The following is a 21,834-nucleotide window of genomic DNA, read 5'->3' on the forward strand; positions in this document are numbered from 1 at the left end:
ATACCAAATAAGATTAGGGGTATCGGGAATCAAAGTAAACTGGCGTGAAAATGGCAGCTAAGTGTGACGCTAGATCCTGGTGATCAGATTTGGAATACCAGAGGTCTAGATGGCCTTGCCGGGGTTGAGAATTCCGGCCGGGTCGAAAAGCTCCTTGATGCGATGCTGCAACTCGCGGATGGGCCCGGGCTGCTCAAGTCCGAGCCAGCGCAGCTTGTACTGCCCCACCCCGTGTTCACCGGTGATGGTTCCGCCCATCTCCAGCGCGGCATCGATGGAGTCGTCCAGGGCCTTGTTGAGGCGGGACATGGCATCGGTGTCCACTTCCATGTCCACACGATCCACCCAGAAGGTGGGGTGCAGGTTGCCATCGCCGGCATGTGCCACCACCTTGAGCTGGACATCGTGGGTGGCGGCCATGGCCTCGAGCGCGGCCACGTAGTCGACAAGCCGCGACCTCGGGACGGCGACGTCCTCACCTACCCGGTATTCGTTGTCCACCTCGTCGCCTCGACTTGAGCGCCGCATGTCGATGAGGCGTTCGGCTTCCGCATTCGATTCCGCCGTCACCGTGGCTCCGCCGGCCGCAAGCACTTCCCGCACCAGCGCTGCCTCCGCAGCAGCTCCGAAACCATCTGTCTGGATCAGCAGCAGCGCTTGTCCACGTTGTCCGAGGTCCGAGCCGTACAGTTCGTCGAGCTGGGCCAGCGTTCCGGCGTCGAGCATTTCCATGATGGCGGGCTGAACGCGCGCCCTTCCGACCGCCAGGACGCCCGCGGCGGCACCGCGGAAGTCCGGATAGAAGGCCGCGACTGTCTGTACGTCTCGGGGCAGGTAGCGCAGGCGCACCGTCACGCCCACCACGATTCCCAGGGTGCCTTCGGAGCCCACAAACAGTGCCGTGAGATCGTAGCCAGCCACGCCTTTGAAGGTCTGGTGCCCTGTGTGGATGAGCGAGCCATCGGCCAGGACGACGTCGAGCGCCAGCACCGAATCCCTGGTCACGCCGTATTTGGCGCAGCGCAAGCCGCCGGCGTTCGTGGCCACATTGCCGCCGATCGTGGACATTTTGTAGCTCGCAGGGTCCGGCGCGTACATCAGTCCATGTTCAGCCGCCGCGGCGTTCAGGTCAGCGTTCACCACGCCAGGTTCGACGACGGCGGTCTCATCGTCCGCGTTGAGCCGCAGGATGCGGTTCATGCGTTCCAGGCTGAGCACGATGCACCCCTGGATGGCGTGGGCGCCACCGGAAACCCCGGTGCCGGCGCCGCGGGCAACAATCGGAACCCCGTGTTTTGCACAACTGCGCACCACGAGCTGCACGTCTTCAACGGATTGGGCGAACACCACAGCCACAGGCAGCTGCAAGTCCAGGACCGGTCCTAGGTCTGCCGCATAGGTGGTGCGTGTCTGTTCGTCGACGGCGACTTGCTCCGGGGTAAGGGCGGCCGCTAGCTCATCGATGAACCCGCCGGGGCTTTTGCTCTGCTGGATCGGCCCGGAAGGCGGAATCCTGCGGGCCATGACGATTTCCAACCTGGCTTTGTCCTGCGGATACGGCCGGCTGGCACCGGTGTATTCAAATCCGTGCCGCTCGTAGAATGCCTTGGCACGGGAGTTATCCTCGTGGACACCCAGTTCAATCACGCCGGCTCCAAGCTCGGCGCCAGCCACGGCGCAAGCTTCATCAAGCAACTGGTCAGCCAGGCCCAGGCCACGGTGTTCAGGTGCGACGTAGACGCTGATCAGCATGGCTTGCAGAGCCTGGCTAGGATCCTGTGGCTGCTTGATGACGACGCGCATGAGTCCGCTGATCCGGCTACTGTCCGTGCCGTCATCCGCGACGAGGGTGATGCTCGAGTCGCTCGACATCGTGGCCGCGCGCTCTTGCCATTGAGTGTCAGTCTGGCGCCGAGCGGCGGCGAGGCTCTCCACGTAGGCCATCGGGGTGTCCGACAGCATCTCCAACCGGACGTCGCGAAGCAACTGCCAGTCAGCCGCCTGGAGCCGACGGATTCTATTCACTTCCGCCGCCCATGAATCGGACATAGCGATCAAGAACTCCAGGCCAGTCAGCCGCGTAGTCTGCACGGGTCTGGGCGGGGAGTTCGGCGCCTTCCCAGCCATCGTGCACCAGGCGAACCTCCGTGCCACCGTCAACCGCGCGGAAGGCCAGTCGAAGTTCGGTGGACCACATCGCGGTGCTGCCCGGATACCAACTCGCATGGAAGGACAACGGCGGCTGCCAATCGTCGATCGTCCCCCATATCGAGGTACGTCCGTCGTCAGCCGTCTCCAGGATCAAATTCTCCTCGAACTCAACGTGCGAGCCCGCCCCGTAGACGCTGTGGTCCTCCATCGGCCACCAGAGATGCGGGTGATCAGTGAAGCCCATGAAAGCATGCGCCACCGACGAAGGCACGACGACGGTGCACACCACGGGGTCCAGATCACCGGGTTGCTCCGGCTGGGGTTCGGAGTCCGGCGCGAGGTGACTAAAGAGGCTCTCCATGTGCACCAACTTTACCGCCCAGCGACGCCCCCGACTCCGGACCCAACGCGCTCCCCCACAAACGCCCGCTCACATACATGGCGTCCCGGCCGGACGCTAGCTCACATACAGGGGGTCCCGGCCGGACGCCGGCTCACATATACCGGGTCCTGGCCGGACGCCCGCTCACATACAGGGGGTTCCGGCCGGACGCTAGCTCACATATACCGGGGTCTGGCCGGACGCTAGCTCACTTCTGCTGAGGGTGGGTGGGGGGCTGGGGCCGGCCCGGCTCATGGGTGAGCCGGGGTTTGGGATTTCCGGGTCATACGTGAGCCGGGGTTTCGGATTTCCGGGTCATACGTGAGCCGGGGTTTGGGTTTTCCGGCTCATGGGTGAGCCGGGGTTTGGGTTTTCCGGCTCATACGTGAGCCGGGGTTTGCCCGTGAGGCCGGGTCCCTGGCCTGGGGTTGGGGTGTTAAATGGTTCAGGCCCCGACACGTGGTGTCGGGGCCTGGACCGTTAATGGTTGTCCGGCGGTGTCCTACTCTCCCACACCCTCCCGGGTGCAGTACCATCGGCGCTGTGGGTCTTAGCTTCCGGGTTCGGAATGGGACCGGGCGTTTCCCCCACGCTATGACCGCCGTAACCCTGTTACCCGGTCCGCCGCACGGGGTGCGGGGCGGGAAGACTGGTGGTTACAACTTGTCCAAACCCGTTTGAGGGGTTTGGTGGTGTTGTTATTCAGTTGTGGTTTGTTCCGGAACGGGTTGTTGTTCGGGAACCACATAGTGGACGCAAGCAGTGATCGTGTTTGTGTGGTGTAAGTTGTCGGCCTATTAGTACCGGTCAGCTTCAACAGTCTTTGGTCCTGTCTTCCACATCCGGCCTATCAACCCAGTGGTCTGGCTGGGGGCCTCTCACACACGAGGTGCATGGAAATCTCATCTTGAAGCGAGCTTCCCGCTTAGATGCTTTCAGCGGTTATCCCATCCGAACGTAGCTAATCAGCGGTGCACTTGGCAGTACAACTGACACACCAGAGGTTCGTCCGTCCCGGTCCTCTCGTACTAAGGACAGCCCTTCTCAAATTTCCTGCGCGCGCAGCGGATAGGGACCGAACTGTCTCACGACGTTCTAAACCCAGCTCGCGTACCGCTTTAATGGGCGAACAGCCCAACCCTTGGGACCTACTCCAGCCCCAGGATGCGACGAGCCGACATCGAGGTGCCAAACCATGCCGTCGATATGGACTCTTGGGCAAGATCAGCCTGTTATCCCCGAGGTACCTTTTATCCGTTGAGCGACGGCCATTCCACAATGTACCGCCGGATCACTAGTCCCGACTTTCGTCCCTGCTTGAGATGTCTCTCTCACAGTCAAGCTCCCTTGTGCACTTACACTCGACACCTGATTGCCAACCAGGCTGAGGGAACCTTTGGGCGCCTCCGTTACTTTTTAGGAGGCAACCGCCCCAGTTAAACTACCCATCAGGCACTGTCCCTGACCCGGATCACGGGCCGAAGTTAGATGTCCAAAGTGACCAGAGTGGTATTTCAACGATGACTCCACCCGAACTGGCGTCCGGGCTTCAACGTCTCCCACCTATCCTACACAAGCCACTCCGAACACCAATACCAAACTATAGTAAAGGTCTCGGGGTCTTTCCGTCCTGCTGCGCGTAACGAGCATCTTTACTCGTACTGCAATTTCGCCGAGTTTATGGTTGAGACAGCGGGGAAGTCGTTACTCCATTCGTGCAGGTCGGAACTTACCCGACAAGGAATTTCGCTACCTTAGGATGGTTATAGTTACCACCGCCGTTTACTGGGGCTTGAATTCTCAGCTTCGCCTTGCGGCTAACCGGTCCTCTTAACCTTCCAGCACCGGGCAGGAGTCAGTCCGTATACATCGTCTTGCGACTTCGCACGGACCTGTGTTTTTAGTAAACAGTCGCTTCCCCCTGGTCTCTGCGGCCCCGATCCCCTCCCACCAGCAAGTGGTGTTCAAGGTTGGGGCCCCCCTTCTCCCGAAGTTACGGGGGCATTTTGCCGAGTTCCTTAACCATAATTCTCTCGATCGCCTTGGTATTCTCTACCTGATCACCTGTGTCGGTTTGGGGTACGGGCGGCTAGAACCTCGCGCCGATGCTTTTCTAGGCAGCATAGGATCACCGGATCCCCCCATGACGGGGGTCCCATCAGATCTCAGGAACGTCATCAAAGACACAGCGACGGATTTGCCTATCGCTGACCCTACATCCTTAGACCGGGGCAACCATCGCCCGGCCCGGCTACCTTCCTGCGTCACACCTGTTAATACGCTTACCTCCCGGGATCAGGTCCCGCGCTCGGCCAAAACCCGCACACCACAAGGGTGATTGGGCAGGCTCCGGGCGGTTAGTATCCCCCGCTTGGCATGGGCGGTCCTTCGCCGGTACGGGAATATCAACCCGTTGTCCATCGACTACGCCTGTCGGCCTCGCCTTAGGTCCCGACTTACCCAGGGCAGATTAGCTTGACCCTGGAACCCTTGATCATTCGGCGGACGGGTTTCTCACCCGTCTTTCGCTACTCATGCCTGCATTCTCACTCGTGTAGGCTCCACCGCTGGTTTACACCGCGACTTCACCGCCCACACGACGCTCCCCTACCACTCCAGACGACTGAACCACGAAGGCTTGTCTACTATCTGAAATCCACAACTTCGGCGGTGTACTTGAGCCCCGCTACATTGTCGGCGCGGAATCACTTGACCAGTGAGCTATTACGCACTCTTTCAAGGATGGCTGCTTCTAAGCCAACCTCCTGGTTGTCTTCGCAACTCCACATCCTTTCCCACTTAGCACACGCTTAGGGGCCTTAGTTGGTGGTCTGGGCTGTTTCCCTCTCGACTATGAAGCTTATCCCCCACAGTCTCACTGCTGCGCTCTCACTTACCGGCATTCGGAGTTTGGCTGACGTCAGTAACCTTGTAGGGCCCATCGGCCATCCAGTAGCTCTACCTCCGGCAAGAAACACGCAACGCTGCACCTAAATGCATTTCGGGGAGAACCAGCTATCACGGAGTTTGATTGGCCTTTCACCCCTACCCACAGCTCATCCCCTCCATTTTCAACTGAAGTGGGTTCGGTCCTCCACGACGTCTTACCGTCGCTTCAACCTGGCCATGGGTAGATCACTCCGCTTCGGGTCTAGATCACGCCACTACACTCGCCCTGTTCAGACTCGCTTTCGCTACGGCTACCCCACACGGGTTAACCTCGCGACGTAACACTAACTCGCAGGCTCATTCTTCAAAAGGCACGCCGTCACAACTACAAGGTTGCTCCGACGGATTGTAAGCACACGGTTTCAGGTACTGTTTCACTCCCCTCCCGGGTACTTTTCACCTTTCCCTCACGGTACTGGTCCGCTATCGGTCATTAGGAAGTATTTAGGCTTATCAGGTGGTCCTGACAGATTCACACGGGATTTCTCGGGCCCCGTGCTACTTGGGATCCTCTCCAGGCGGCACACAACATTACGGTTACGGGGCTAACACCCTCTCCGGCCGGCCTTTCAAGACCGTTCACCTATGTCTGCACTCTCACCCCACCGGTCCGGCAGAACCAGTACGGAAAGTCCCACAACCCCGCCCATGCAACGCCCGCCGGCTATCACACATGGAACGGTTTAGCCTCATCCGCGTTCGCTCGCCACTACTAACGGAATCACTCTTGTTTTCTCTTCCTGCGGGTACTGAGATGTTTCACTTCCCCGCGTTCCCCCCACGCACCCTATGTGTTCAGATGCGGGTCACCAGATCACGAAAAACGCGTCTGGCGGGGTTTCCCCATTCGGACATCCTGGGATCACCGTTCGGTTATCAACTCCCCCAGGCTTATCGCAGATTCCTACGTCCTTCTTCGGCTCCTAATGCCAAGGCATCCACCGTGTGCCCTTAAAAACTTGACCACACAAGATCAAAAAACTTCTCGAGAGAACCACGGAAACCACGCCACGCCACACACCCCGAAAGGATGCACCACGCGGCCGGATCCAGGTTCATAAAAAGAAATTGCTGTAAGACACACACACCCCACCACCCCCGAAAGGAAGCAATGACCATGCGCGTGCCTAGATGCTCGCGTCCACTATGTAGTTCTCAAACAACAACCCCGTACCACACCCCCCGCACCAACCACCCCCAAAAACAGGGACGGCCACCAACGCACGGACCATGCAGCCAGGAAACCAGAAACACCCAAACCCGCGACAAAAGACACGCAAACCCAAACAGGCCACGCACCCCACGCCACGGCCCTGTTGCCTCAGGACCCAACAGTGTGCCAAACACGAAAACCGGCCACCCCCACCCGCACCGTTCCAAGACACCCGAACCAAAAGGAACGAAAGCATCCGTACTAGGGGCGGGAAAGAACCAACCGGCCGCTATCTGCTGATATTCCACCCATGAGCACCCACCGCAGAACAGACGCCTGCGCAATGGGCTTTGCTTCCACACACCCCCACAGCCACCATGCGGCAACCACGGGAATGATAATGGTGCTCCTTAGAAAGGAGGTGATCCAGCCGCACCTTCCGGTACGGCTACCTTGTTACGACTTAGTCCCAATCGCCGGTCCCACCTTCGACGGCTCCCCCCACAAGGGTTAGGCCACCGGCTTCGGGTGTTACCAACTTTCGTGACTTGACGGGCGGTGTGTACAAGGCCCGGGAACGTATTCACCGCAGCGTTGCTGATCTGCGATTACTAGCGACTCCGACTTCATGGGGTCGAGTTGCAGACCCCAATCCGAACTGAGACCGGCTTTTTGGGATTAGCTCCACCTCACAGTATCGCAACCCTTTGTACCGGCCATTGTAGCATGCGTGAAGCCCAAGACATAAGGGGCATGATGATTTGACGTCGTCCCCACCTTCCTCCGAGTTGACCCCGGCAGTCTCCTATGAGTCCCCGGCCGAACCGCTGGCAACATAGAACGAGGGTTGCGCTCGTTGCGGGACTTAACCCAACATCTCACGACACGAGCTGACGACAACCATGCACCACCTGTAAACCGACCGCAAGCGGGGCACCTGTTTCCAGGCGTTACCGGTTCATGTCAAGCCTTGGTAAGGTTCTTCGCGTTGCATCGAATTAATCCGCATGCTCCGCCGCTTGTGCGGGCCCCCGTCAATTCCTTTGAGTTTTAGCCTTGCGGCCGTACTCCCCAGGCGGGGCACTTAATGCGTTAGCTACGGCGCGGAAAACGTGGAATGTCCCCCACACCTAGTGCCCAACGTTTACGGCATGGACTACCAGGGTATCTAATCCTGTTCGCTCCCCATGCTTTCGCTCCTCAGCGTCAGTTAATGCCCAGAGACCTGCCTTCGCCATCGGTGTTCCTCCTGATATCTGCGCATTTCACCGCTACACCAGGAATTCCAGTCTCCCCTACATCACTCTAGTCTGCCCGTACCCACTGCAGAACCGGAGTTGAGCCCCGGTCTTTCACAGCAGACGCGACAAACCGCCTACGAGCTCTTTACGCCCAATAATTCCGGATAACGCTTGCGCCCTACGTATTACCGCGGCTGCTGGCACGTAGTTAGCCGGCGCTTCTTCTGCAGGTACCGTCACTTTCGCTTCTTCCCTACTGAAAGAGGTTTACAACCCGAAGGCCGTCATCCCTCACGCGGCGTCGCTGCATCAGGCTTCCGCCCATTGTGCAATATTCCCCACTGCTGCCTCCCGTAGGAGTCTGGGCCGTGTCTCAGTCCCAGTGTGGCCGGTCACCCTCTCAGGCCGGCTACCCGTCGTCGCCTTGGTAGGCCATTACCCCACCAACAAGCTGATAGGCCGCGAGTCCATCCAAAACCGCAAAAGCTTTCCACCACCACCGCATGCGCGGAGCAGTCATATCCGGTATTAGACCCAGTTTCCCAGGCTTATCCCAGAGTCAAGGGCAGGTTACTCACGTGTTACTCACCCGTTCGCCACTAATCCCCGGCGCAAGCACCGGATCATCGTTCGACTTGCATGTGTTAAGCACGCCGCCAGCGTTCATCCTGAGCCAGGATCAAACTCTCCGTTGAAGTAAAACAAAAACAGACACAACCACAACCACCGGAAATAACGACGGAAGAGCTGCACAAAATTTGAAACCAGCTGTAAAAAACCAGCCCCGCACCACCGAAGCGACACAGAACCAGCCAAAACAACCAATTCATAAAAACAAATCGGTATCAACAAACTTGGCACACTATTGAGTTCTCAAACAACAGACACACCCGGCACCACCCACACCCACAACAGGGTCCAGGATCGCTCCGGAGCAACTTCCCAAACTTACCGGCTGCTTGCCTCCTAGTCAAATCAGCGTTCTTGACTTGATCTTCACGAGGAACGTCAGTCAACTTCACCGATCTCCACTGGGGAGCAGCGCGGGTACTAACTATACCACCAGTTCTCCGGGGAGGCAAAACTCCCGCCAGGCGGCTTCCTGCGCTTCGGCAACCGCCCGCAAGATCCATGCAAAGGGCCCGGAAACTCAAGGCTTCCGGACCCTTCACCCTCAGACAAGCAGAACAGCTACCCCACAGGCGCGAACCAGGAAGCTCCGAGCGGCGGCAAGGTGACGGTCAGTGCAGCAGGCAGTCCCTCCGCCCCGGGTGCGGTGGCAAGCAGTTCACCACTATTGATCACACCCGAGCCCCCGTACACGTCGGCGTCAGTGTTGAGTACTTCCTGCCATGCGCCGGCAGACGGGACGCCGAGCACATAGTCCTGGTGCGGGCCTCCCGAGAAATTCACGGCGCAAACCAGCGGGTTGCCGTCGTGGTCCCATCGGATAAAGGTGAGTACGTTGCGGTCCGCGTCCGCGCCGTTGATCCACTGGAAACCGCCAGGCTCGTTGTCCCGGACATGCAGGGCCGGCGTCGAGCTGTACAGCGTGTTCAACTCGCGGGTGAGCAATTGCAGCCCGCGGTGCGCGGGGATGTCGGCAAGGAACCAGTCGAGCCCGTGCTGTTCGGACCATTCGGCCTCTTGGCCGAATTCGGTGCCCATGAAGATGAGCTGCTTGCCCGGGTGCGCCCACTGGTACGCCATGAACGCCCGCACGTTGGCGAGCTGCTGCCAGCGGTCGCCGGGCATCTTCCGCAGCATGGATCCCTTGCCGTGCACAACTTCGTCGTGACTGATGGGCAGCAGGAAGTTCTCAGTGAAGGCATAGACCATGGAGAACGTCACCGTACCGTGGTGCCAGCGGCGGTTCACCGGGTTTTCGGAGATGTACTTGAGGGAATCGTGCATCCAGCCCATGTTCCATTTGAGGCCGAATCCCAGGCCGCCATGGTTGGTCGGCGCGGTGACGCCGGCGAACGCCGTGGATTCCTCGGCAATGGTCACGGCCCCTGGGTGGGTCTTGTAGATCGTGGCGTTGACCTCTTGGAGGAAGGAGATGGCTTCCAGGTTCTCGCGTCCGCCGTGGACGTTGGGGAACCACTCCCCTTCCTCGCGGGAATAGTCACGGTAGAGCATGGAGGCAACGGCATCCACCCGAAGCCCGTCGATGTGGAATTCCTCAAGCCAGTACAGGGCGTTCGCGACCAGGAAGTTGCGGACCTCGGTACGGCCGAAGTCGAAGATGAGCGTGCCCCAGTCCGGGTGCTCACCGAGCCGGGGATCGGAGTGTTCGTACAGTGGTTCGCCGTCGAAACGGGCAAGGGCCCAGGCGTCCTTCGGGAAGTGCGCGGGGACCCAGTCCAGGATCACGCCGATGCCCGCCTGATGCAGTGAATCGACCAGGAACCGGAACTCATCCGGATGCCCGAAGCGGGAGGTCGGAGCAAAGTAGGACGTGACTTGGTAACCCCATGAACCGCCAAAGGGGTGCTCGGCCACCGGCATGAACTCGACGTGGGTGAAACCAAGCCACTTCACGTACTCCACGAGGTCCTTGGCCAACTCCTTGTACCCGAGGCCAAGGCGCCAGGAACCAAGGTGGACTTCGTAGACGCTCATGGGCGAGTTGTGCGGATCCTTGTTGGCGCGCGCCGTCATCCAGGCGTCGTCCTTGAAGCGGTAGCCGGACTCCACCACGCGGGACGCAGTCAAGGGCGGAACTTCGGTGCCGAAGGCGAGCGGGTCGGCTTTCTCCACCCAATGGCCGGCCTTGGTGAGTAGCTCGAATTTGTAGCACGCCCCTGCTACAACGCCCGGGATGAAGACTTCCCAGACGCCTGAAGACCCGAGTGAGCGCAATGCATGCTCACGCCCGTCCCAGGAGTTGAAGTCGCCCTTGACGCGGACTGCCTGCGCGTTGGGCGCCCAGACGGCGAAGGAGACGCCGTCCACATCGCCGAGCGGGGAGCGGTAGTGCTGGACGTGGGCTCCCAGTGTGTCCCAGAGCCGTTCGTGCCGGCCTTCTCCGATGAGGTGCAGGTCCACCTCACCGACGGTTGGAAGGTAGTGGTACGGATCATTGATCGTCACCGGCGCGGAATCGCCGTACACAACGTCCAGGCGGTAGTCCGGCACGTGGCCGTGCTGCAGCGGTTCGAGGACCGCCACCCAGATCCCGTCGGTCTCGTGGGTCATCGGGGTCGAACCGGCTTCCGTGACTACAGTTACCTCCGCCGCGAGGTGCTTGACCGTGCGGATCGTGACGTGACCGTGGTCGTCAAGGTGGGCGCCCAACACCGAGTGCGGGGCGTGGTGCGCACCAGCGGCCACCCGGCCCAGGGTAGCGGCGTCCACATACAGCGGGACTCGGGGCCGTTCGGTACGTGCTGAGCCTGTCATTTCCTTACCTTCCGATGTCGCCGCGGCATCCGTGCCGGGGCTCGTGTTTCCGAGGAGCTGCCGCGAAGCATTGACCGGAATGGGCAACCAGTCCGGTCTGTTCCGCAGCTCGTAGATCACCTCGTACAAGGCCTTGTCCAGCCACAATGCCACAAACAGCGGCGAGCGGCGGTCAATAGTTCCAGGGGTGATGTCGCTGTAGCCGGCCAGGAACGCCTCGGCGCAGTCGTCAACCCACGTGGCGGGAACCCGGGCGCCCGGGTTCTCGCGGATGGCTGCACCGGCCGCGTAGTCGAAGGACCGCAGCATTCCGACGACGTCCCGCAGGGGAACGTCTGGAATGTTACGGTGTTCGATCGGCCTCAGGGGTTCGCCCTCAAAGTCCAGGATCGCCCACCGGGCCGCTTCGCCCGCGGTGCCGGGCACCAAGAGGATCTGGCCCAGGTGAAGGTCTCCGTGGATGCGCTGCAGCGTCCCGGCTTCCTTGCCCGACAGTTGCGTCAGGAGTGCCTCGAGCTGCTGTTCATGGGGCCCGACGGCGGTGCCGGCCTCAGCCCACGACTGGCGGACGCGCCGGGCTACTTCGGGCGCGATGTCCTGGCCGGGAACGCGTTCCCGGGCGGTTCCGAGGGTTTCCGCGAGCCGAAGGTGCACGGTGGCAGTCGCCTGGCCCAGCTGCCGGGCTTCGGCGGCAAAGTCCTTGCCTGATGCCGCAGCGTCGACGGCGAGGCGCCAAGCGTCTTGCCCGCCGGCAAGGAATTCGTGGGCAACGGCGAAATCCGCCGAGGCTGTGCCGTGCCGGCCCAGGGGTGTCCGTACCTCCCATGTTCCCGTAATCCAGCCGAGCGTCGAGGGCACTTCCTTCGTTCCCGCCGAAGTCAAGGCCGCGCCGACCTCCACCTCGGGGTTCTTGCCGACCGACAGGACCCGGAAGATCTTCACGATCGCCGCGGACACGCCGTCGTCGACGATCACTGAAGTGTTGGACTGCTCACCGGAAGAGACACGCACGGATCCTGAGGCAGTGGGCAGCCTCAGGCTGCCCGGCACCGTGTGACCGCTCGCGGTGCACTCCCCCTCTCCGGGCTCGGCGGACGCCTGACCCCGGATGAGATCCAGCCACGCCGTCACAAAGTCAGGATCGTGGGGGGCGTCGTATACCCAGACCGGCGGGTCCTCATCGCTTGTTCCGCCGATCTGGCCAACCAAGGCAGTTGCCAAGGCGGCCGAGGGCGCGGAACGAAAGCTGAGCGGTACTTGGATGATGTCGGTCTGCCTCCCGCCATCGGCCGTGGCGTAGGCGACGGAGATGAGCTGGACCTCCAGGCCGGTCCCGGGGGCTGGCGCGGCAAGGGCGAACGAGCCGACGAAATCCAGTTCGAATAACCCTGCCTTGACCGGAAACCAGCGCTGCCGGGGCAGCCATTCCTTGAGCAGGTAGGCCAGGACCGTGGTGGGCGCCATTTGACTCATGTCAGCCTTCGATGGAGAGCACTGGGATGGCCTGGGTGTACGGCGAGGATCCGGTGGAACCCGCCGAACGTATCCGTAGCCAGAAGAAGTCGTGGCTGCCGAGCGTGAGGGTCAGGGAGCCGTCGGCCCCGATTCCCGGGAACGGCTGGCCGCCGAACACATCCCTTAGGCCTCTTCCGGCGTATTCAGGGATGTCCAAAGTGGTAGCAACCGGATGTTGGGACAGGTTGAAAACGCAAAGGATGGATTCGGCATCCTCGCCTTCCGGATTGTCATCCCGGAGTTCGCGCAAATAGGCAAGAACCACCTCGTGGTCTGCCGGAACGTTCCGGTAGCCGCCTAGCCCGAAGACCGCGTGGTTCCTCCGGACGCTCAGGATCTGGCGTGTCCAGCGCAGGAGCGAGCCGGAATGGGCCGCTTCGGCCTCGACGTTCGCCATGCTGTAGTTGTAGACCAGCGACTGGATGACGGGCAGGTAGAGCTTTCCGGGATCGGCATTGGAGAAACCTGCGTTGCGGTCCGGGTTCCATTGCATCGGGGTGCGGACGGCATCGCGATCGTCAAGCCAGATGTTGTCTCCCATCCCGATTTCATCCCCGTAGTACAAGAAGGGGCTGCCGGGCAGGGAAAGCAGCAACGCGTTGATCAGCTCGATCTCGGAGCGGGAGTTGTCCAGCAGGGAGGCGAGCCTGCGCCGGATGCCGATGTTGGCCCGCATTCGCGGGTCCGGCGCGTACCAGCCCAGCATGGCGGCACGTTCGTCGGCGGTGACCATCTCCAGGGTGAGTTCGTCGTGGTTGCGCAGGAAGGTGCCCCATTGCGCGCCGGCCGGGATTCCCGGGGTGTCCCGCAGTGTCTCGATAATAGGGGCGGCCTTCTGGTCGCGGAGCGCGTAGTAAAGGCGCGGCATGATGGGAAAGTGGAAAGCCATGTGGCACTCCGGTTCTTCCTCCGTGCCAAAGTACTCGACGACGTCGTGCGGCGGTTGGTTGGCTTCGGCGATGATCACACGGCCCGGGTAGTTCTCATCCACCATCTTCCGAAGGTCCCGCAGGAAGCCGTGGGTGGCCGGCAGGTTTTCGCAATTGGTGCCCTCTTCTTCGAAGAGGTACGGGATGGCATCTGCCCGGAATCCGTCAATGCCTTGGTCCAGCCAGAACTTCACGACGTCGTGAACGGCCTCGATGACCTTGGGGTTTTCGAAGTTCAGGTCGGGCTGGTGGCCGAAGAACCGGTGCCAGAAGAACTGCCGGCGGATCGGATCGAACGTCCAGTTCGACTCTTCCGTATCCACGAAGATGATGCGCGCGTCCTGGTACTTCTCGTCGGTGTCACTCCACACGTAGAAGTCGCCGAACGGGCCATCCGGGTTCTTGCGTGACTCCTGGAACCAAGGGTGTTGGTCCGAGGTGTGGTTCAGCGGGAGGTCGATGATGACCCTGACGCCCCTCGCATGGGATTCGGCCACGAGCCGCTTGAAGTCGCTGATCGTGCCGAACTCGTCCAACACCGACGTGTAATCGGAAATGTCGTAACCACCGTCTCGCAAAGGCGAATCGAAGAACGGCGGCAGCCACAAACAATCCACCCCGAGCCACTGCAGATAATCCAACTTGTCGATCAGTCCGTGGAAGTCACCGGAACCGTCGCCATTCGCATCCGCGAAGGCCCTCACCAGCACTTCGTAGAAAACAGCCTTCCGATACCAATGAGGGTCATGTTGAAGACCCGGGGCATTCAGCTCGAAAGTGTTCTTCGGCGTGAAGTACTGACTCTGACCCTGCGGATTAAAGCTCACTAAGGCTACCTCCGGATATTGAGAATGTGTGCCGGTTCTACATGGGCGTCCAGTCGGACATAGTTGTACTCGCCCCACTCCCAGCTTTCGCCGCTGACCAAATCATCCACCCAGAATCGTCCGTTAGCGGTGAAGTCGGATGGATCCAGCGAAAGAGCGGAGAGATCCAGGGTCACGGTGCTTTCCCTGGTGCCGTGGGGATCGACGTTGACCACAATGATCAAGGTGTCCTTGCTGCCGTCAGCCAAGGTCTTGTGCTTGGAGAACACGATGGTGGCGTCATCCGTGCTGTGATGCAAAGTCAGGTTCTGCAGGTCACCCAGGGCGGGGTGGGTCTTCCGGATGGCGTTAAGCCGCGTGATGTATGGGGCGAGACTGTGCCCGGAAGCCGCTGCGGCATCCCAGTTGCGGTCCTTGAACTCATATTTCTCGTTGTCGATGTACTCTTCGGCACCGGGACGCGCCACATGCTCGTACAGCTCGAATCCAGCGTAGACGCCCCAGAGCGGGCTGGCCGTGGCTGCCAGTGCTGCGCGGATGCGGAACGCAGCCGGACCGCCGTATTGGAGGTATTCGGTGAGGATATCCGGGGTGTTGACGAAGAAATTGGGTCGGAAGTACGCCGGAGATTCGTGGCTGACTTCCTGGAAATACGATTCCAGTTCGGCCTTGGTGTTCCGCCACGTGAAGTAGGTGTACGACTGTTGGAAACCTGCCCGGCCGAGGGCGTGCATCATCGCGGGGCGCGTGAACGCCTCGGCGAGGAAAACGACGTCGGGGTGCTTTTTGTTCACCTTGCCGATCAGCCATTCCCAGAACCACACCGGTTTGGTGTGGGGGTTATCCACACGGAAAATCTTCACGCCGTGGCTCACCCAGAGGAAAACGATCCGCAGGATTTCCTTGGACAGACCGGCGGGATCGTTGTCGAAGTTCAGCGGGTAGATGTCCTGGTACTTCTTGGGCGGGTTTTCGGCATAGGCGATGCTGCCGTCAACCCGAGTGGTGAACCATTCCGGGTTGGTCTTCACCCAGGGATGGTCCGGGGCGGCCTGCAGCGCCAAGTCCAGCGCCACCTCGAGACCCAGCTGATTGGCGCGGGCCACAAAAGCATCGAAATCCTCGAACGATCCCAATTCCGGGTGGATGGCGTCGTGGCCGCCGGCTTCGGAGCCGATGGCCCACGGCGAGCCGGGATCCTGCGGACCCGGAGTCAAGGTGTTGTTGCGTCCCTTGCGGTGCTGGAAACCAATCGGGTGGATGGGCGGCAGGTAGATGACGTCGAAGCCCATGTCCGCAACGGCGTCGAGCCTCTTGGCCGCCGTCGTGAAATTGCCTGAAGTCCACGTTCCCGCGGTGGGATCGAAAACGGCGCCTTCGGAGCGGGGGAAGAATTCGTACCAGGCCCCGCGGCCGGCGAGGTCACGCTCCACGAGGAGCGGGTATTGTCCCGAGACAGTCACCAGTTCGCGGATCGGTTGGCGCTCGACGACGGCTGCGACCTCTGCGCTGAAGCCGGTGGCAAGGCGCTCCTCGGCAGTCTTCGAAGTATCGGCGAGGCCTTCGGAGGCACCGCGAAGGATGCGCTTGTCCGCTCCGCTTCTCGTGCTTTCGCCTGCCGCCTCCGCGAGCAGTGCCACGCCCTCGGCGAGCATCAGTTCCACGTCGATGCCGGCCTCGACCTTCACTTCCGCGTTGTGGTGCCACGTGCCGTAGCGGTCGTGCCAGGCCTCGATTGCGAAGGTCCAGGCTCCGGGCGCCGTCGGGGTCAGCAGGCCCTCCCAACGGTCGGTTCCCTTGCCGCGCTCACCCGGCGCCGGGGCGAGCCGGACACGTTGGCGTTCCTTGCCTTTGGGGTCCAGCAGGACGGCGCTCACCCCCAGCTGGTCGTGGCCCTCACGGAAGACCGTGGCGCCGACCACCAAGTCTTCACCAGGCAAGGCCTTGGCCGGGAACCGGCCTTCCTCGATCACGGGCTGCACGGCCGTGATGGGGAATCTGCCGAACCTGAGACCTTCGGTGATACCGGTCTTCTGCTTGGACTTGGATGCTGAGCTGGATCGCGGTGCTGCAGTAGTGGTCACAACCTCGACGTTAGCGAGAAAAATCACATTTTGCGAAGAGGTACCCCAGACTCTTCCGCGCAATGTGTCATTTACCTAAAAGAAACCGAAAGCTGTTCCTGCCGTCCACCGAGTGGATTAGTGTGACGCTCGTGAAGGCAATTCGAAGGTTTACCGTCCGTACCCTGCTCCCCGATCCGATCCAGCCACTGGCGCGTCTCGCGATGAATCTGCGCTGGTCGTGGCACCGGCCTACCCGTGAACTCTTTGCGAGCCTTGACCAGGAATTGTGGGAGGAGAGCCGTCACGATCCAATCAGCCTCCTCGGGTCGATCAGCCGCGATCAGCTGGACCAACTTGCTTCCAACAATGAACTTGTAGAGCGTGTCCAGCACGCGGCTGCGGACCTGGACCGGTACCTGAGCGAGCCGCGCTGGTACCAGGGCCTGGGTCCTGACGCCCCGGCGTGCATCGCCTACTTCTCGCCCGAGTTCGGCATCACGGAGGTGCTCCCGCAGTATTCCGGCGGCCTCGGGATCCTGGCCGGGGACCACCTGAAGGCCGCCTCGGACCTGGGCGTGCCGCTGATCGGCGTCGGGCTGCTCTACCAGGCGGGCTACTTCAAGCAGTCCCTTTCCCGGGACGCCTGGCAGCAGGAAACCTACCCGGTCCTTGACCCGGACGGCCTGCCCTTGACGCTGTTGCGTGAACCGTCCGAGGACGGCACAGGCAAGCCCGTGACGATCTCGCTGCCGCTGCCCAACGGACGCAAGCTCAACGCGCATATCTGGCGTGCCGACGTCGGGCGCGTGCCGCTGCTGCTGCTCGACTCGAACGTTCCGGCCAACGACGACGCCGCGCGCGGGATCACGGACCGGCTCTACGGCGGCGGCGGTGACCACCGCCTGCAGCAGGAACTGCTGCTGGGCATGGGCGGGGTGAAGGCGCTGCGCGTCTACCAGCGACTCACGGGCACCCCGGCCCCGGAAGTTTTCCACACCAACGAAGGCCACGCCGGGTTCCTGGGCATCGAACGCATCCAGGAGCTCATGTCCTCCGAGGCCCCGCTGAGCTGGTCCGAGGCCCTGGCCGCCGGACGCGCGTCCACGGTGTTCACCACCCACACCCCCGTTCCGGCCGGCATCGACCGCTTCGAGGCCGTGCAGATCAGGCACTTCTTCGACGCCGGCCTGGCCCCGGACGTGCCGGTGGAGAAGGTCCTGGAACTCGGCCGGGAAAACTACGACGGCGGCAACCCCGCGGTCTTCAACATGGCCGTGATGGGCCTGCGCCTGGCCCAGCGGGCCAACGGCGTGGCCAAACTGCACGGCGTGGTCTCCCGCGAGATGTTCTCCGGGCTCTGGCCAGGCTTCGACCACTCCGAAATCCCCATCACCTCCGTCACCAACGGCGTCCACGTACCCACCTGGGTGGACCCGCGCATCTCTGCCTTGGCCCGCCAGCAGTTTGGAAGCGAGGCCGAGGCCATGGGCCGTTGGGATCTCGCCTACAACGTCAGCGACGAGGACGTCTGGACGCTGCGGCGTCAACTTCGCGTGTCCCTCGTGGAGGATGTCCGGCGTCGGCTCCGGGCAGCGTGGAAGAAGCGCGGCGCGGCCGATGCCGAGCTGGGCTGGACGGACACCGTGCTGGACCCGGACGTCCTCACGATCGGTTTCGCCCGGCGTGTGCCCACCTACAAGCGCCTGACCCTGATGCTCCGGGACCCGGCCCGGCTCAAGGCGCTGCTGCTGCACCCCCAGCACCCCATCCAGCTGGTCATCGCCGGCAAGTCCCACCCCGCGGACGACGCCGGCAAGAAAATGATCCAGGACCTGGTGAAGTTCACCGACGACCCCGCCGTCCGGCACCGGATCGTGTTCCTGCCCAACTACGACATCGCCATGGCCCGCACCCTGTTCCCGGGCTGCGACGTGTGGCTGAACAACCCGCTCCGGCCCCTGGAGGCCTGCGGGACCTCCGGGATGAAGGCGGCGATCAACGGTTCCCTGAACCTCTCGGTCCTGGACGGCTGGTGGGATGAGATGTACGACGGCGAGAACGGCTGGGCGATCCCGACCGCCAACAACGACGCGTCCCCGACCGAACGCGATGACATCGAAGCCGCCGCCCTCTACGAGCTCCTGGAGACCCAGGTGGCCCCGCGCTTCTACGGCTCCACGGTTTCCGCGGACGCCGGCGCGGCCGGGCCATCGCAGTCCGGCCCGGAAGCCATCCCGACGCACTGGGTGTCCATGATCAAGCACACCCTGGCCCACCTCGGCCCGGCAGTCTCGGCCGACCGCATGCTCCAGGACTACGTCAACACCCTCTACCGCCCGGCGGCGGAATCGGGACGCCATGCCGTGGCTGGCTCGTTCAAGGAAGCGAAGGAACTGGCGGCCTGGACCACCAAGGTCCGCAACGCCTGGCCGCAGCTGATCGTCGAACACGTCGATTCCATCGGCGTCTCCGAAGAACCACAGATCGGGGACACCCTCCAGGTCAACGCCTACATCGCCCTGCATACCCTGACACCGGACGACGTCAGCGTCGAGGTGGCTTACGGGCGGGCTGAAGAAAGCGATGAACTGGAGGACATCACCGTGGCCGAACTGAGCTCGTTCGAGGACCTCGGCAACGGGCGCCACCTGTTTACCGGTTCCATCCTGATCAACCGCTCCGGATCCTTCGGCTACACCGTCCGGGTCTTCCCGAAGCACCCCTCCCTGGCCTCGAAGGCCGAACTGGGGCTGATCGTCAACGCGTAGTGACAAGCTGGCTGGGCGGGCATCGCCCGCCCAGCCAGTCGCGCTACTGCGGGAAGACCTCGTTGACGGCGTGGCTGATAGCTCTTCGCGGTGTCCCTAGGTGCGGTAGACGTTGATGGTGTTGCCTTGGACGACTTCCCGCTCGCCTGCCGCGACCAGCGCTCCTTGCCTGCGGTCATTGAGCTCGGACGTCGTCAGGCGTAGCTCGAACATCCGGCTCCCCGTTCCCGATTCGGCGAGCAGTTTGGGCAGGACGACCTTCTTGTCATCCTTGTTGCCGTTGATCACGATCAAGCCGCGGTAACCGCCGCCCTCAGAGCTCACCAAGAGCTGCACAATCCGCAGGGAGGGATCGTGCCAACGGGCCGCCGTCATGGGCTGGCCTTTTTCATCAAACCAATCCAGGCCCGTCCCGCTGTCCGGGAAGCCGGCGTCCTGGGCTTGCAGGAACTCTTTCCGGAGCCGTATCACCCGTTTGGTGCTCCGCAGCATGTCATGCGATTCGGGTGTCTGGGTCCAGTCGATCCACGTCAGGGGGTTGTCCTGGCAATAGGCGTTGTTGTTTCCCTGCTGTGTGCGTCCGAGCTCGTCGCCAGCGGTGATCATGGGTACGCCAATGGAGATCATCAACGTGGTCATGAGGTTCCGCTTCGAAAGGGCACGGGCAGCGAGAATTGTCTCATTTTCCGTGCGGCCTTCGAATCCGTGGTTGTAGCTGAGGCTGTTGGTCTGCCCGTCGCGGTTTTGCTCGCCGTTGGCCTCGTTGTGCTTACGGTCGTAGGACACCAAGTCGGCAAGGGTGAAGCCGTCGTGGGCCGTGACGAAGTTGAGCGAGGCGAGCCTGGAGCGTCCTGAAGGTTCAAAGACCCGGGCCGAGCCCGTCAAGGCGTCGGCGAGATCTCCCATGGTGCTTCCGGACATCCCGCCGTCGGCAGCGGCCCGCTCTGAGAGCCAAAAACGGCGCACGCCGTCGCGGAAATGATCATTCCAGTCCACCCATCCCTCGGGGAACCGCCCGGTCTGCCAGCCGCCATAGCCCACATCCCATGGTTCGGAAATGAGCTTGGTCTTGGAAAGCACCGGGTCCTGGGCGATCCTTTTCAAGAATGGGTGCTCAGGGTCGAATTCATTGCCCGCATTGCGGCACATCGTCACGGCAAGGTCGAAACGGAAGCCGTCTATATGGAATTCGTCCGCCCAATGCCGCAGCGAATCAATGGCCAGGTCCACCACCCTGGGTTCGGCGAAGTTAAGGGTGTTTCCGCAGCCGGTCGTATCAAGGTAACGCCCGTGGGCATCGTGGCGGTAGTACTGCCGCTCGCCCAGGCCCCTGAAACTAGAGGTATCGCCGTCGGGCCCGCCTTCCGCCGTGTGGTTGTAGACAACGTCGAGGATCACTTCGATCCCCGCTGCATGCAGGAGCTTCACCATGCCCTTGAATTCGTCCTGGACGGCGTGGGGGCCCGCCTGCTGGGCGGCTTGCGTGGCGTAGTCGGCGTGTGGCGCAAAGAACGCGGCGGTGTTGTATCCCCAGTAATTGGTCAGGCCCAAGTACTGCAGGTGCTGCTCGTCCATGTGGAAGTGGATGGGCAGCAATTGAACGGCCGTCACCCCTAATGAGTGGAAGTGCTCGATCATGGCGGGGTGTGCCATGCCCGCGTAGGTGCCGCGGAGGTGCTCGGGGATGTCCGGGTGCAGCATGCTTTGGCCGCGGACGTGCGCCTCGTAGACAATGGTGTCCCGCCACGGCGTGCGAAGCAGGCGATCGTCGCCCCAATCGAAAGCCGATTCCATCCGCACGGAGGTCAGCAGCTCCCGGCGCTGGTGCACCGCCTGACCGTAGGGATCCAGCAACAGCTGCTCGGCGTCGTCGGCGTCAAAGTCCGGAGCAGGAACCGACAATGGAATCGCGTCGTCGTGGGCTGCTGCGCGGAAGCCGTACCGGGTGCCTGGCGGCAGCCCGTCCACGATCCCGTGGTGCACGCCGTCCTCAAGGTTGGGCAGCGTGTGGACTTTCCAGGAGTCGCCGGGGGCTTTGTAGGCGATTTCGACTCGTGTGAGTCCGGGGGCCCACACGGCGACGTTGACCCGGTCCGGCGAGGGGGTGTCGCGGTCGGACTTCCCAGGCAGCGGAACACTCAGCCCGAGCGGCGACGGCCGCGAGGCGTCCACTGTAGATGCTGTGTCAAAAATCGGCATAACCATTAGTTGAGAGTTTAGTCTCCGACGCCAATTCTCCCCTGCCCGCGGCCCATATGACAGTGCCCACGCCCGGCGGTCGGAACCAAGCCGGCGGCCCCTGCGAACGCAAACAAGCCGCTCACCTGCTGAAACGTCGAATCACCCGGCTCGTTGCGATTTTCGTGAAACCGGTGGTTTGAGCGGATTGTGTCGGTTGCACCGAATACGCCCGCCCACGCGCATGAGTTCGTATCCTCAGCGCGCTCG

7 protein-coding genes, 3 rRNA genes and 1 pseudogene are annotated in these 21,834 nt (G+C 61.9%); 1 reads left to right on the plus strand and 10 read right to left on the minus strand.

Going from position 1 to position 21,834, the window contains the following annotated elements; all coding sequences use genetic code 11:
* Positions 1-105 precede the first annotated feature (105 nt).
* From ABD742_RS19090 to ABD742_RS19130, 9 genes and pseudogenes are all read right to left on the minus strand, one after another.
* Positions 106-1,524 (minus strand): FAD-binding oxidoreductase, encoded by a 1,419-nt coding sequence (locus ABD742_RS19090; protein WP_234751603.1) that lies wholly within the window; start codon positions 1,522-1,524, stop codon positions 106-108.
* A 54-nt stretch (positions 1,525-1,578) separates the two neighbouring features.
* A pseudogene (locus tag ABD742_RS19095) lies at positions 1,579-2,127 on the minus strand (GNAT family N-acetyltransferase); the annotation flags it as partial.
* Positions 2,018-2,512 (minus strand): SRPBCC family protein, encoded by a 495-nt coding sequence (locus ABD742_RS19100; protein ID WP_234751353.1) that lies wholly within the window; start codon positions 2,510-2,512, stop codon positions 2,018-2,020. The gene ABD742_RS19100 and the pseudogene ABD742_RS19095, both read right to left, overlap by 110 nt.
* A 510-nt stretch (positions 2,513-3,022) precedes the next feature.
* Positions 3,023-3,139, minus strand: a 5S ribosomal RNA gene (rrf, locus tag ABD742_RS19105).
* Positions 3,140-3,309: 170 nt separating this feature from the next.
* Positions 3,310-6,447 (minus strand): 23S ribosomal RNA (locus ABD742_RS19110).
* Positions 6,448-7,049: 602 nt separating this feature from the next.
* Positions 7,050-8,571 (minus strand): 16S ribosomal RNA (locus tag ABD742_RS19115).
* Together the 16S, 23S and 5S rRNA genes form the textbook arrangement of a ribosomal RNA operon.
* A 496-nt stretch (positions 8,572-9,067) precedes the next feature.
* Positions 9,068-12,754 carry a 1,4-alpha-glucan branching enzyme gene (locus ABD742_RS19120; protein ID WP_234752543.1) on the minus strand — a complete coding sequence of 1,229 codons (3,687 nt, stop codon included), beginning with the start codon at positions 12,752-12,754 and terminating at the stop codon, positions 9,068-9,070.
* A gap of 1 nt (position 12,755) precedes the next feature.
* Positions 12,756-14,552, minus strand: coding sequence for a maltose alpha-D-glucosyltransferase (treS, locus tag ABD742_RS19125; RefSeq protein WP_234752541.1), 1,797 nt, complete (start codon positions 14,550-14,552; stop codon positions 12,756-12,758).
* Positions 14,553-14,557: 5 nt separating this feature from the next.
* Positions 14,558-16,636 (minus strand): alpha-1,4-glucan--maltose-1-phosphate maltosyltransferase, encoded by a 2,079-nt coding sequence (locus ABD742_RS19130; RefSeq protein WP_308193869.1) that lies wholly within the window; start codon positions 16,634-16,636, stop codon positions 14,558-14,560.
* Positions 16,637-16,767: 131 nt separating this feature from the next.
* Here ABD742_RS19130 and glgP point away from each other — a divergent pair, with 131 nt between their 5' ends.
* Positions 16,768-19,386, plus strand: coding sequence for an alpha-glucan family phosphorylase (gene glgP, locus ABD742_RS19135; protein WP_344788772.1), 2,619 nt, complete (start codon positions 16,768-16,770; stop codon positions 19,384-19,386).
* A 96-nt stretch (positions 19,387-19,482) separates the two neighbouring features.
* On the opposite strand, the gene glgX is transcribed toward glgP, so the two are convergent.
* Positions 19,483-21,591 carry a glycogen debranching protein GlgX gene (gene glgX, locus ABD742_RS19140; RefSeq protein ID WP_234752539.1) on the minus strand — a complete coding sequence of 703 codons (2,109 nt, stop codon included), beginning with the start codon at positions 21,589-21,591 and terminating at the stop codon, positions 19,483-19,485.
* Positions 21,592-21,834: the final 243 nt, after the last annotated feature.

Origin of the sequence: Arthrobacter ramosus (genome assembly GCF_039535095.1) — a bacterium.
GTDB classification, from domain to species: Bacteria; Actinomycetota; Actinomycetes; order Actinomycetales; family Micrococcaceae; genus Arthrobacter; species Arthrobacter ramosus.

Bases quoted from the DNA above. Each gene is read 5' to 3' on its own strand.
- ABD742_RS19090 (WP_234751603.1), bottom strand. From the start codon at position 1,524: ATGGCCCGCAGGATTCCGCCTTCCGGGCCGATCCAGCAGAGCAAAAGC.
- ABD742_RS19120 (WP_234752543.1), bottom strand. From the start codon at position 12,754: ATGAGTCAAATGGCGCCCACCACGGTCCTGGCCTACCTGCTCAAGGAA.
- ABD742_RS19100 (WP_234751353.1), bottom strand. From the start codon at position 2,512: ATGGAGAGCCTCTTTAGTCACCTCGCGCCGGACTCCGAACCCCAGCCG.
- glgX (WP_234752539.1), bottom strand. From the start codon at position 21,591: ATGGTTATGCCGATTTTTGACACAGCATCTACAGTGGACGCCTCGCGG.